The sequence below is a fragment of the Leifsonia sp. Root227 genome (assembly GCF_001428745.1).
GTDB lineage: Bacteria > Actinomycetota > Actinomycetes > Actinomycetales > Microbacteriaceae > Leifsonia.
On the sequence record NZ_LMIO01000003.1, the window covers coordinates 910,207 to 922,726 of the forward strand.

Annotated in this window: 12 protein-coding genes and 1 other RNA gene; 6 read left to right on the plus strand and 7 right to left on the minus strand. The window is 70.3% G+C overall.

The genetic code is table 11. From position 1 onward, the window contains the following. Positions 1 to 46: 46 nt before the first annotated feature. Positions 47 to 556 carry a GNAT family N-acetyltransferase gene (locus ASE16_RS14340; RefSeq protein WP_055896128.1) on the minus strand — a complete coding sequence of 170 codons (510 nt, stop codon included), beginning with the start codon at positions 554 to 556 and terminating at the stop codon, positions 47 to 49. Continuing rightward, positions 553 to 1,854, minus strand: coding sequence for an aminotransferase class I/II-fold pyridoxal phosphate-dependent enzyme (locus tag ASE16_RS14345; protein ID WP_055896132.1), 1,302 nt, complete (start codon positions 1,852 to 1,854; stop codon positions 553 to 555). Before ASE16_RS14345 ends, ASE16_RS14340 begins: the two co-directional genes overlap by 4 nt. Before the next feature lie 68 nt (positions 1,855 to 1,922). Between ASE16_RS14345 and ASE16_RS14350 the strand changes: the two genes are divergently transcribed. Next, the gene (locus ASE16_RS14350) at positions 1,923 to 2,570 is read left to right on the plus strand and encodes a DUF1345 domain-containing protein (protein WP_235500500.1); all 648 of its coding nucleotides are present in this window, start codon (positions 1,923 to 1,925) and stop codon (positions 2,568 to 2,570) included. A gap of 63 nt (positions 2,571 to 2,633) precedes the next feature. Here the strand turns inward: ASE16_RS14350 and ASE16_RS14355 are convergent, their stop codons facing one another. Further along, a complete protein-coding gene (locus ASE16_RS14355; protein ID WP_055896138.1) occupies positions 2,634 to 3,113 on the minus strand; it encodes a dihydrofolate reductase in 480 nt (159 codons plus the stop codon). Continuing rightward, positions 3,110 to 3,919, minus strand: coding sequence for a thymidylate synthase (locus ASE16_RS14360; RefSeq protein ID WP_055896142.1), 810 nt, complete (start codon positions 3,917 to 3,919; stop codon positions 3,110 to 3,112). The genes ASE16_RS14355 and ASE16_RS14360 overlap by 4 nt, the downstream gene beginning before the upstream one ends. 80 nt (positions 3,920 to 3,999) lie before the next feature. Here ASE16_RS14360 and ASE16_RS14365 point away from each other — a divergent pair, with 80 nt between their 5' ends. From ASE16_RS14365 to ASE16_RS14380, 5 genes are all read left to right on the plus strand, one after another. Beyond that, positions 4,000 to 6,162, plus strand: coding sequence for a purine-cytosine permease family protein (locus tag ASE16_RS14365; RefSeq protein WP_055896150.1), 2,163 nt, complete (start codon positions 4,000 to 4,002; stop codon positions 6,160 to 6,162). Positions 6,163 to 6,172: 10 nt separating this feature from the next. After that, the gene (locus tag ASE16_RS14370; RefSeq protein ID WP_055896152.1) at positions 6,173 to 6,991 is read left to right on the plus strand and encodes a Nif3-like dinuclear metal center hexameric protein; all 819 of its coding nucleotides are present in this window, start codon (positions 6,173 to 6,175) and stop codon (positions 6,989 to 6,991) included. A 55-nt stretch (positions 6,992 to 7,046) separates the two neighbouring features. Continuing rightward, positions 7,047 to 7,781: a zinc ribbon domain-containing protein gene (locus ASE16_RS14375; protein WP_055896154.1), complete on the plus strand. Its 735-nt coding sequence runs from the start codon at positions 7,047 to 7,049 to the stop codon at positions 7,779 to 7,781. 92 nt (positions 7,782 to 7,873) lie between these two features. Next, positions 7,874 to 8,253: RNase P RNA component class A (rnpB, locus tag ASE16_RS14615), an RNA gene on the plus strand. A 54-nt stretch (positions 8,254 to 8,307) separates the two neighbouring features. Next, positions 8,308 to 8,736 carry a hypothetical protein gene (locus tag ASE16_RS14380; protein WP_055896155.1) on the plus strand — a complete coding sequence of 143 codons (429 nt, stop codon included), beginning with the start codon at positions 8,308 to 8,310 and terminating at the stop codon, positions 8,734 to 8,736. On the opposite strand, the gene ASE16_RS14385 is transcribed toward ASE16_RS14380, so the two are convergent. Genes ASE16_RS14385 through kdpC form a run of 3 tightly spaced genes read right to left on the minus strand, consistent with a single transcriptional unit; the run spans position 8,685 to position 12,513 of the window. Further along, on the minus strand, positions 8,685 to 9,401 hold the full coding sequence (locus ASE16_RS14385; RefSeq protein WP_055896158.1) for a response regulator: 717 nt from the start codon (positions 9,399 to 9,401) through the stop codon (positions 8,685 to 8,687). The two genes, ASE16_RS14380 and ASE16_RS14385, sit on opposite strands and share 52 nt — an antisense overlap. Continuing rightward, positions 9,398 to 11,902, minus strand: coding sequence for a DUF4118 domain-containing protein (locus ASE16_RS14390; RefSeq protein ID WP_055896160.1), 2,505 nt, complete (start codon positions 11,900 to 11,902; stop codon positions 9,398 to 9,400). Before ASE16_RS14390 ends, ASE16_RS14385 begins: the two co-directional genes overlap by 4 nt. 2 nt (positions 11,903 to 11,904) lie before the next feature. Continuing rightward, on the minus strand, positions 11,905 to 12,513 hold the full coding sequence (gene kdpC / locus ASE16_RS14395) for a potassium-transporting ATPase subunit KdpC (protein ID WP_055896164.1): 609 nt from the start codon (positions 12,511 to 12,513) through the stop codon (positions 11,905 to 11,907). Between the last annotated feature and the right edge of the window lie 7 nt (positions 12,514 to 12,520).

Here is a 12,520-nt window from a genome sequence, read left to right on the forward strand (position 1 = left end):
CACGTCCCGCCTCCGCGTGTCGCCTGAACGACGTCGGACTCGACGGTCAGGGGAGGGAGAGGGGGAGAGCCATCTCCAGCTCGCGGGCGGCGGGGTTCAGGGGGTACGGCTCTGTGGCGCCGGTGAGGGCGAAGCCGCGGCGGGTGTAGAAGCGGATCGCCGCAGGGTTGTGCTCATGCACCTGCAGGAGCAGTCGGGTGCCGCGCGGGCGTGACCAGGCGATCACCGCATCCAGAAGGGCATCGGCCATGCCGTGCGCTCTGCCGCGGTAGACCGGCGTGATGTAGACACCGACGAGGTGCGGGTTCGGCGCTCCGATGGCCTGGAAGCCGCCCATCGTGCCGAGCCAGCGTCCGTCGTCGTCGACCGCCGCGAACAGGCGGCTCGACGACGACCCATTGGCTGCCCGGTTGCGCCAGTGCTCGTCCGGGAGCGCTCTGGCGTGCTCCAGCGTGTCCAGGAACGCGATGGGCGTGTCCTCGAGCATTTCGAGGCGGATGGCGCGGTATGCCTGCCAGTCGTCCTCGACGCTCTCGCGCACCCTCCAGCTGGTCATGCCTCGTCGGCGATGCCGTTCGCCAGCAGCAGCTCTGCCTCGGCCAGCAGGATCGCCGTGCACAGGCCGTCGAGCGCCGTCTCGAGCTCGGTGAGCGGCGGGAAGGTCGGCGCGATGCGGATGTTCGCATCCCGAGGGTCGTCGCCGTACGGGAAGGTGGCACCGGCCGGGGTCACGGCGATGCCGGCGTCCGCCGCGAGCTGCACCGCACGCTTCGCGCAGCCGTCGAGCACGTCCAGGCTGACGAAGTACCCGCCCTTCGGAGCCGTCCAGGCGCCGGCGCCGTATGGTGCCAGGCGCTTCTCGAAGATGCGGGAGACCGCGTCGAACTTCGGCTCCAGGATGGCGCGGTGCTTCTCCATGTGGGCGGAGAGGCCGTCCGCGTCGCGGAGGAACTGCGCGTGGCGGAGCTGGTTGAGCTTGTCGGGGCCGATGCTCTGCGCCGAGAGGTTGTGCAGCATCCACTCGACGTTGGCCGGCGAGCCGCCGACGAACGCGACGCCTGCGCCTGGGAAGGTGACCTTGGAGGTGGAGGCGAACACCAGCGGCCGGTCGGGGTTGCCTGCCTCGGCGGCCAGCGTCAGCACGTCGAACGGTGCAGGTCGCTCGTCGGTGAGGTGGTGCACCGCGTACGCGTTGTCCCAGAACAGGCGGAAGTCGGGCGCGGCGGGCAGCGAGACGAGCGCGCGGACGACCTCCTCCGAGTACACCGCGCCGCTGGGGTTGGAGTAGACGGGGACGCACCACATGCCCTTGATGCTGTCGTCTGCCGCGAGCAGGGCGGCGACCGCATCCACGTCCGGTCCGTCGTCGTTCAGCGGCACGGGGATGAGGCGGATGCCGTAGCGCTCGCAGATCGTGAAGTGCCTGTCGTATCCGGGCACGGGAGCCAGGAAGCTGATCGGCTGCGCACCCCACGGGCGCTCTCCGCCGGGGACGCCGTGCAGCAGCGCCTGCACGATGACGTCGTGCATCACGGTCAGGCTGGCGTTGCCGAGCGCGAGGAGCTGGGCCGTGGGCACCTGCACGGCGTCGGAGAAGATGGCGCGCAACTCTGGCAGGCCGGTCGCTCCTCCGTAGTTGCGGAGGTCGGTGCCGGCCGCATCCCGGTATGCGCCGTCCGGCAGGTGCAGCAGGTCGTTCGACAGATCGAGCTGCTCGGCGGACGGCTTGCCGCGAGTGAGATCGAGCTTCAGACCGCAGGAGCGCAGCGTTTCGTACGCCGCAGAGAACTCGGCGTGCGCAGTGCGGAGCGCGTCGGGGGACAGATCGGCGAGGGGCGATGGCGCGGAAGTCACGATCCGATCGTAGCCGCGCCCGCAGTGGCGCGGGCCGCCTCAGGGCAGGCTGTGCGAACATCACAGATGTGTCAGACCAATTGAAGACCGTTCGCGGCCGTTCCCGGCTGCGGATGATCGCTGCGTTCCTGTTCGGCTTCATCGTCGCAATGATCACCGGCCTGCTCGGAGAGTGGCAGTTCGCGCTCATCACCGGGTGGGCGGGCGCGTGCGTCGTGTACATCGTGTGGGTGTGGTCCATCGTCTGGCGGATGGACGCTGACGAGACCAGGTCGCACGCGACGAGGGAGGATCCCGGCACGACCGCCTCCGACCTGCTGCTGCTGATCGCCAGCCTCGCCGGAGTGGTCGCGATCGTGTTCGTGCTCGTCGCCGCGCGCCAGGTCCACGGCGCCCCGCAGGCGTGGCTGGCGCTGCTCGCCATCGCGTCGGTCGCCCTGTCCTGGACGCTCGTGCACACGATCTACACCCTGCGGTACGCCCGGATGTACTATCACCAGCCAGAGGGCGGCATCGACTTCAACCAGGACGAGCCGCCGCGCTACAGCGACTTCGCCTACGTGGCTTTCACGCTCGGGATGACGTTCCAGGTGAGCGACACGAACATCGGCAACCCGCACATCCGGCGTGCCATCCTGCGGCACACGCTGCTGTCGTATCTGTTCGGCTCGGTCATCCTCGCCACCACCGTCAACCTCGTCGCCGGGCTCACCTGATCATCGAGTCTGCAGTTGTTCAGCCGACACGCCGGGGCGACGGGTGATCAACTTCGGACTCGATCATCTGGTGAGGCGGGTGAAGCGGTAGCGGAGCCCGGAGGCGGCGGTGAGCCAGGGGCCGGGGTCGCTGGTCCAGGAGGCGTCGATGGCGGGGGCGTGGGTGTCGCCGTCGACGGCGAGGTCGATCTCGGTGAGCTCGACGCGGTCGGCGGACGGGAGGGCGAGCCGGTACAGCTCTGCTCCGCCGATCACCCAGGTGGTCTGCGAGGTGGAGGCGGCAAGCGCATCCTGGATGCTGTGGGCGACGACAGCGCCGGGCGCCTGCCAGTCGGCCTGCCTGGTGACCACGATGTTCCTGCGGCCGGGGAGCGGCCGGAAGCGGTCAGGCAGCGACTCCCAGGTGCGTCGGCCCATGACCACCGTGTCGTCTCCGGTGAGCTCGCGGAAGTGCTTCAGGTCCTCCGGCAGATGCCACGGCATGGTGCCGCCCGCGCCGATGACGCCGTCGTGCGCCTCCGCCCAGATGAGCGCGAGGCTCATACGGCGACCAGCGCCCGGATGGCCGGGTGGTGCTGGTAGCCCTCGATCACGAAGTCGTCGAAGCGGTAGTCGAAGATGCTCTCCGGCGTGCGGGCGAACCGCAGCGTCGGCGCGGGATACGGATCGCGGGACAGCTGCTCGGTGACCTGCTCGACGTGGTTGTCGTAGATGTGCACGTCTCCGCCCGTCCAGACGAACTCGCCCGGTTCGAGGCCGACCTGCTGGGCGACCATCATCGTGAGCAGCGCGTAGCTGGCGATGTTGAACGGGACGCCGAGGAACATGTCTGCGCTGCGCTGGTAGAGCTGGCAGGAGAGCTTGCCGTCCGCGACGTAGAACTGGAAGAACGCGTGGCAGGGAGCGAGGGCCATCTGCGGGATGTCGGCGACATTCCACGCCGAGACGATGATGCGGCGCGAGTCCGGGTCGCTGCGCAGGGTGTCGATCACCTGGCTGATCTGGTCGATGTGCGTGCCGTCCGGCGCTGGCCAGGAGCGCCACTGCACGCCGTAGACCGGGCCGAGCTCGCCGTTCTCGTCCGCCCACTCGTCCCAGATGGTGACGCCGTTCTCACGCAGCCAGCCGACGTTGCTGTCGCCGCGAAGGAACCAGAGCAGTTCGTAGGCGATCGACTTGAAGTGCACGCGCTTGGTGGTGATGAGCGGGAAGCCGTCGGCGAGGTCGAACCGCAACTGCCGGCCGAACACGCTGCGCGTCCCCGTGCCCGTGCGATCGGATTTGTGCACTCCGTTCGCGAGCACGTCGCGGAGCAGGTCTTCGTACGGGGTCTCGATCGTCTCGCTCATCGAGTCGATCGTAACGCCGATCGGTCGAATCGGCGGGCGCGAACCGGCTTCGTGACGCGACTCGTCGCTAGTCTTGCCCCATGGAAGGCGACGAGGTCGAGCCGGACCCGGCCTCCCTCACCGACGACGAGGTGAAGGAGCTCGTCGGCCACGACCTGGCGGCGCACGACACCCTGGCGGCGATCGAGCACCTGGAGAGCGTGCTGGAGGCCCGCGCGACGGCGGCGATCCCGATCCAGCGCGCGCGGGATGCCGGAACTGCGCCGGATGCAGGCACTTCGCCGAATACAGAGCCAGAGCCGGAGCCGGACTCCGACTCCGACACCGACGGCACCCCGACCCAGCTCATCAGCTTCGACGACCTCCCCGTCCCTCGCCGCACCTCAGGCCCGCAGCCGACGTTCAGCGCGTGGATCGCGCCCGCCGCCGCCGCGCATCCGGGACCGCGGGTGCAGCGGCCTGAGCCGTTGGACTTCGTGCCGGAGGAGGTGGCCCCTCGCGACTCGGAGCCTGTGCCGATCGTGCCGCTGCTCCCGCTCCTCCCGTTGCCGGTGGAGCACCCGGATGCGCCGAGTCTCGACTCCGTGCCGCTGCCCGTGCTGCAGGCCGATGCCCTGGCCGGACACGACCTCGGGGCGGCGGGGCCGGTGGCGGATGCGATCGACGCCGACCTCGCAGACGACGCGGACGACGTCGTGCTGCCGACGGGCTCGCTCGCCGCTCCCGTCGCGAGTCAGCGAGTCGCGTCGGACGAGCGCATCCTGTTCGGGGACGAGCCCGTGCCTGCGCCGCTGTTCGAGGTGGAGGACGCCGACCTGCGGCCGACGCCGGTCGAGCGCAGGGTCGGGCGCGCATCCCGGTTGTTCTGGCTGTGGTTCGCCGGCACGTCGTCGCTGATCAGCGTCGGCGTCGGCGCGACTCTGTTCACGCTCGGCCTCAGCCTGCGGCAGATGCTGGTCGCGACGCTGATCGGCGTCGCGCTGTCGTTCCTGCCGCTCGGGCTCGGCACGCTCGCCGGGAAGTGGAGCGGGCAGCCGACCATGGTGGTGTCGCGTGCGACCTTCGGCCTGCGCGGCAACGTCGTGCCCGCCGCTCTCGCTCTGCTGACCAGGATCTTCTGGGGCGCCGTGCTGCTCTGGCTCGCCGGGGCGGCGGTGGGCGCGCTGTTCACGTCGGAGGGCTGGGCAGCCGAGCCGCTGATTCCGACCACCGTCGGCCTCGTCGTCGCCATCGGCATCGCGCTCGCCGTCGCGTACTTCGGCTACGCGCTGGTGGCGCGGGTGCAGCTCGTGCTGACCATCGCATCCGCTGCCTTGATCGTGGTGATGATCGCGGCGACCTGGCGGTACGTCGACCTGCCGACAGCGCTGGCAGCGCCGGACGCGATCTGGCTGCGCGTCATCACCGGCGCCGTGCTCGTCTTCAGCTATCTCGGGCTGGCCTGGGCGAACAGCAGCGCCGAGGTCGCCCGCTACCAGCGGCCGACATCGTCCGGGGCGACCGGGATGCTCTGGGCCACCTTCGGCGCAGCCCTTCCTCCGTTCATGCTCATCTCGTACGGCGGGATGCTCGCCGCCTCTGACACGGCGCTCGCCGACGACTTCGCGGCCAACCCGGTGAGCGCCTTCTCCCAGCTCGGGCTCCCTGCCTGGTATCCCGTGCCGCTGCTGCTGGCCGTGACGCTCAGCCTGATCTCCGGGCTGGTGCTCAACATCTACTCTGGCGGGTTCACGCTGGAGGCGCTCGGCGCGCATCTCGGCAGGCGCTGGAGCACCGTGGCGGTCGGCGGGGCGATCGCCCTCGCCGGGTTCGTGCTCGCGGCGACCGTGAGCGACCTGTCGAGCGTCGTGCGGAGCCTGCCGACCACGCTCGCCGTGCCCGTCGCGGCCTGGGCGGGGTTGTTCATCGCCGAGATGATGCTGCGCACCAGACGGTTCCACCAGCCGTCCCTCCTGCACAGCGGCGGTGCATACCCGGACTGGCGCTGGACCAACCTGTGGATGCTCGTGGCCGCCTCGGCGGTTGGCCTCGGGCTCATCTCGTCCGACCTGCCGTGGCTGAGCTGGGAAGGCTACCTGTTCCGGCTGGTCGGCATAGCGCCCGACAGTGACATCGGCATGACCGATATCGGCGTCGTCGTCGCGCTCGGCATCGGCATCCTGACGCCGATCGTCGCCGGGGTGCCTGCGCTGCGCCGACAGGAGGAGGCGATCGACACCGCGGCGCTGTCCCTCGGCAAGTAGGCTCTATCCCGTGCCGTACACGCTTGCTTCCGTCCGTGAGACCGTCGAGCGACTCTGGCCGCTCTCCGGCGCAGAGGCGTGGGACGCACCCGGCCTCGTGGCGGGCGATCCCGGCGCGCAGGTCGAGCGCATCCTGCTGGCCGTGGATGCGGTCTCCGCGACCGTCGAGGAAGCCGTCGACGCCGGGGCCGACCTGCTGCTGACGCACCACCCCCTGCTCCTGCGCGGCGTGACCAGCGTGGCGGAGGACAGGTACAAGGGCGCGATCCTCGCCCGTCTCATCAAGGCGGACTGCGCGCTCATCGCCGCGCACACCAATGCCGACGTCGTCGCGGACGGCACCTCCGCCGTCCTCGCGCGCCTCCTCGGGGTCACCGGCACCACGCCGATCGCGCCGTCGCCGGACGGCGTCACGGGCATCGGCCGCGTCGGAACGCTCGCGGAGCCCACCACCCTCGGCGCTCTCGCACGCCGCCTCGCCGAGATCCTGCCTGCCACCGCCGGCGGCATCCGCGCGGCAGGCGACTACCAGCAGCCGGTCAGCACCGTCGCCGTGTGCGGCGGAGCAGGCGACTCGCTGCTCGGCTCTGACGCCGTCCGCGGCGCGGACGTCTACATCACCGCCGACCTCCGCCACCACCCGGCCTCCGAGGCGCGCGAACAGGCCGCCATCGGGGGAGGGCCAGCCCTCCTCGACGTCTCCCACTGGGCCAGCGAGTGGCTGTGGCTCGACACCGCCGCCGAGCAGCTCAGAGCCGAGCTCCCCGGCATCGTCGTCGAGGTCAGCGACCTGCGCACCGACCCGTGGGACTTCGCGATCCTGCAGTGATCGCCCCAGCCATCCAGACCACCGAGCATCAGCAGCACCGAGAGAGCGGACCACCGTGAAAGCCAGCCCCACCGACCAGAACGAGCTCCTTCGCCTCCAGACGGCGGACACCCGCCTGACCCAGCTCGACCACGCGGCCAAGACCCTGCCGCAGCTCGCCCAGCTGGCGGCCCTGCAGCCGGAGGTGGATGCGCTCCGCACCCGCTGGATCGCCCGCACAGGCGAGCTCGAGGACTCGCGGGCCGAGCTGAAGCGCGTCGAGTCCGACGTCGCCGTCGTCGAGGCCCGCATGGAACGCGACAGCGGTCGCCTGCAGCACACCTCGTCGACCAAGGACGTCCAGGCGCTCGAAGCGGAGCTGACCGCCCTGGGCAAGCGCCGCGACGATCTCGAAGAGATCGAGCTCACCGTGATGGAGCGTCTCGAGGAGCAGGAGAGCGCGCTCGCCGCCGTCGAGGCCGAGCGGGCGGAGCTCGACGGCCGGGTGCAGGCGCTGGAGACCGCCAAGGCGGAGGAGCTGGGGAAGCTGGACGCGCAGCGCACCGCTCTCGCGAAGGACCGGACTGCGATCGTCTCCGGCATCCCCGCCGACCTGATCGAGCTGTACGAGAAGCAGCGCGCCCGCTACGGCATCGGCGCCGCCCTGCTCGTGCGCGGCGTCTCGATGGGCAGCAACGTGAAGCTCACCGAGTCCGATCTGTCCGTCATCCGCCGCGCGGCCGACGACGACGTGGTGCTCTGCCCGGACAGCGGAGCGATCCTGATCAGGAACGAGGAGTCGGGGCTCTAGGGCCGCTCTTCGCGCCGGCCGGCGGCGGCCTGCTCCGAGCATCCTGTGGGTGCGGGGGACCGCATCCGCTGCTGCGATAGTGTGGGAGCGAATGGGCCGGCAAGACGGTCGCGTCAGTCTGCTTCGGCAGGCTGCCGAGGAACGTCCGGGCTCCACAGAGCAGGGCGGTGGGTAACACCCACCCGGGGCAACCCGCGAGACAGTGCCACAGAGAACAGACCGCCCCGCGCCGATCCTCGGATCGGCACGGGGTAAGGGTGAAACGGTGGGGTAAGAGCCCACCAGCGACCGGGGTGACCCGGTCGGCTCGGTAAACCTCGCCCGGAGCAAGGTCAGACAGGAAACGTTGAGGCTGCTCGCTGAGTTTCCGGGTAGACCGCTGGAGGGCGGCGGCAACGCCGTCCCGAGATAGATGGCCGTCGACGGTGCTCACGCACCTGGACAGAACCCGGCGTAGCAGCCGGCCCATTCCTCACCGGGGCGCAGGAGCCGCGGTGGATGCTCGAGGGGACGGATCGAGGCAGGGGTGAAGGCGAAGCAGGCGAACCTGCGGCGGATCGCGGAGATCGCGAGCGCCCTGACCGCGCTGGTCATCGTGCTCGTCGCGCTCGGCTACTGGTTCTGCGTCTGGTTCTTCTTCACGATGCCGCGGTTCGTGACGCCGCCGGTCGACTCCGTGGAGTTCACCTCCAGAGCAGATCTCTTCCAGAGCGCCGTCGGCAACCTGGCGTACTGGGTGGCGGCCTTCACAGTGACCCTGGGCCTCGCACTGCTGATCACCGTGCTCGGGGTGCGGGCGATGTCGACGCTCTGGCAGTGCGCACCGGATGCGCTGATCGTCGACAGGGTGGACGAGAGCGACCCTGCGACCACCGTGGCGCGCCTCGACCTCAACCGGCCCCGTCAGACGGGATCGGGAGTGGCGTCGAGCTCGGCATCCGGCGAGAAGCGATAACCCATCCCCGGTTCGGTGAGCAGGTACCGCGGGTGCGACGGCTCCGGTTCGAGCTTCTTGCGCAGCTGCGCGAGGTAGAGCCGCAGATAGCCGGTGTCGCTGGTGTACTGGGGTCCCCACACCTGGGTGAGCAGCGCCTGCCTGGTGACCAGTCGCCGCGGATTGCGCACCAGCACCTCGAGGATCGCCCACTCGGTCGGCGTCAGGCGCACGGACTCGTCGCCGTCCGCCGTCCGCCTGGTCACCTGGTGCGCTGCCAGGTCGACGGCGATGTCGCCGAAGGTCACGACCGGCTCGTCCGGCGACGGGGTCTGCCGCCTGGTCAGCGCCCTGATGCGGGCGAGCAGTTCGTCGGCGGCGAAGGGTTTGGTGACGTAGTCGTCTGCGCCTGCGTCCAGCGCATCCACTTTGTCGCCGGAGTCGGTGCGGCCGGAGACGACCAGGATCGGCACGGACGTCCAGCCGCGCAGGCCCTCGATCACCTCGATGCCGTTGAGCTCCGGCATCCCCAGGTCGAGCATCACGAGATCGGGGTGGTGCTCGACGGCCTGGCTGAGCGCTTCCGCCCCGTTCCTGGCGATGCTGACCTCGTAGCCGCGTGCGGTCAGCAGGATGCGCAGCGCCCGGAGGATCTGCTGGTCGTCGTCGGCGATCAGGATTCTCACGCGGACTCTCCTTCCAGTGGTCCGGCAGTCGCCGCGACAGGCAGCGCCACCACCATCGTCAGTCCGCCTCCGGGGGTGTCCTCCGCCTCGAGCGTGCCGTCCATCCCCTCGACGAAGCCCTTGGAGAGCGCGAGCCCCAGCCCGATCCCTGTGTCGTTGTCCGTGTCGTCGAGCCGCTGGAACGGCACGAACACCGCGTCGCGGCGCTCGTCGGGGATGCCGGGTCCGTGGTCGATCACCCGCACCTGCACCGAACCGCCGAACTCGCTGGCGGCGATCACCGGGGGAGAATCCGCCGGGCTGAACCGGAGCGCGTTGCCGAGCAGGTTGACCAGCACGCGTTGCAGCAGCACCCCGTCTGCGGCGACGGGCGGGAGCGCGTCCGGCAGGTCGAGTTCGACCTCTGCCGGGCCGACGCCGAGCTCGTCGAGTACTGCGGGGACCACGTCGTCGATGTCGGTCGGCGCCAGCGAGACGGCGAGCACCCCCGCCTGCACCCTGCTCACGTCGAGCAGGTTGGTGACGAGCTGGGCGAGGTTGCCGAGGCTGTCTTCCGCCGTCTCGAGCAGCGCATCCCTGTCGGTCTTGGCCAGCCTGATGTCGGTCTGACGGAGCGTGGTGACGGCGGCGGTCGCCGCGGCGAGCGGGCGGCGCAGGTCGTGGCCGACCGCTGCCAGCAGGGCGCTGCGCACCCGGTCGGCCTGCGCGAGCGGGGCGAGCTCGCTTGCGGTGGCCTGCAGGTCGCGGTGCTCGAGGGCGGCGTCGAGCTGGGCCACGATCGCGGCGAGCAGGCGACGGTCACCTGCCTCCAGTGTGCGTCCGGAGAGTTCGAGCGTGCCCCTGGTGCCGACCGGGATGCTCTGGGTGTGCTCGTCGTCGGACGGCTCGCCGTCGGTGGACACCACGTCGGCGCCGTCGAGCAGGCGCACACCGGTGAGCGCGAACGCCTCCCTGGTGCGTGTGACCAGCGCCTGCAGCGCGTTCTCTCCCCGGATGACGCCGCCGGCGACCGTCGCGAGCAGTTCGGCCTCCGCAGCCGCACGCTTCGCCGCCCTGCTCCTGCGCGCCGCCTGGTCGACCACCAGGCTCACCAGGGCGGCGATCACCAGGTAGAGCACGAGCGCGAGTAGGTGCAGCGGCTCGCTGATCGTGATCGTGTACAGCGGATCGACGAAGAAGTAGTCCAGCGTGATGCCGGACAGCAGCGCGGCGAACAGGGCGGGCCAGATCCCGCCGACCAGCGCGACCACCACCACGAGCAGCTGGTACGACAGCACGTCGCTGGTCATCGAGTCTGGGGAGCGGACGCTGGTGAGCAGCCAGGTGAGCAGCGGTCCTCCGACGATCGCGAGCGCGAACCCGTAAACCTTGCGCCTGGTGGTGAGGCCGCCCCTGATGCGCGGGAGCGAGAACCGGCCTCCGGCCTTGGAGTGCGACACGATGTGCACGTCGATATCGCCGGACTCCCTGATCACCGTCGCCCCGATGCCCGGCCCGGTGAGCAGGGCGGCGAGGCGGCTGCGGCGACTGACGCCGATGACGAGCTGGGTGGCGTTCTCGCCCCTGGCGAACTCGACGAGCGCGCGCGGGATGTCGCTGCCGACCACCTGGTGATAGCTGCCGCCGAGCTGTTCCACCAGGGCGCGCTGCGCGGCGAGGGCGCCAGGCGTCGCATCGCGGAGTCCGTCCTGGCTGGTCACGTGCAGAGCGAGCAGTTCACCTCCGGCCGAGCGCGCAGCGATCCGCGCGCCCCTGCGCAGCAGGGTGTCTCCCTCCGGTCCTCCTGTGAGGGCGACGACGACGCGCTCGCGCGCCTCCCAGGTGCCGGAGATCCCGTGCTCGGCGCGATAGCGCTGCAGGGAGCTGTCGACCTCGTCGGCCAGCCAGAGCAGCGCGAGCTCGCGCAGAGCAGTCAGGTTCCCGAGCCTGAAGTAGTTGGAGAGGGCGGCGTCGATGCGCGCCGCCGGGTAGACGTTGCCGTCGGCGAGCCGGTCGCGCAGCGCCTGCGGCGCCAGGTCGACGACCTCGATCTGGTCCGCACGGCGGAGCACGGCATCCGGGATCGTCTCGCGCTGCTGGGCGCCGGTGATCTGCTCAACCACGTCGTTCAGCGATTCGATGTGCTGGATGTTCACGGTCGACATCACGTCGATGCCGGCCGCGAGGAGCGCATCCACGTCCTGCCAGCGCTTCTCGTGCTCGGAGCCTGGGGCGTTGGTGTGTGCGAGCTCGTCGACCAGGGCGAGCTGCGGAGCGCGGGCCAGGACCGCATCTAGGTCGAGCTCCGTCAGTTCGATGCCGCGGTGCTCGACGGTCTTGCGGGGCACGACCTCCAGTCCGTCGAGCATGGCGGACGTGGCGGAGCGGCCGTGGGTTTCCACGACCGCCACCACCACATCCTTGCCGAGCGCCTGCAGGCGTTTGCCCTCTTCGAGCATGGCGTACGTCTTGCCGACGCCCGGCGCGGCGCCGAGCATCACCCGCAGGTGGCCACGTGGCATGTCTACTCGTCCATCTTCGCCAGTGCGATGTTCAGCTGAAGCACGTTCACGGTGGGCTCGCCCAGGTAGCCGAGGTCCCGTCCCTGAATCTTAGACTCGACCAGCTTCCGCACGGCGGCGACCGGCAGGCCGCGGGCGTCTGCGACGCGCTGCACCTGGTCGCGGGCGTACGCGGGGGAGATGTGCGGGTCGAGGCCGGAGCCGGATGCGGTCACCGCATCCACGGGGACGTCGGCGACCGCGATCCCGTCGTCCTTCGCCACGGCGGCCGTGCGCTCCTTGATGGCCTTCACCAGGTCGGGGTTGTTTGGGCCGAGGTTGCTGCCGGACGACGCAGCGCCGTCGTAGCCGTCGCCCGCGGCGGACGGCCGCGACTGGAACCACTGGGCGAGCGCGTTGCCCTTCGCGTCGGTGAAGCCCTGCCCGATGAGAGCCGAGCCGACCGTTTTTCCGTCCGAGCCGACGAGCGAGCCGTTCGCCTGCGCTGGGAAGGCGAGCTGTCCGACGCCGGTCAGGACCAGCGGGTAGAGAATGCCGAGCGCGATGGTCAGCACGATCATCGCCCGGATGGCGACCCAGTAGTGACGCCACGCGCCACGGAGTCCGTTCATGATTGGT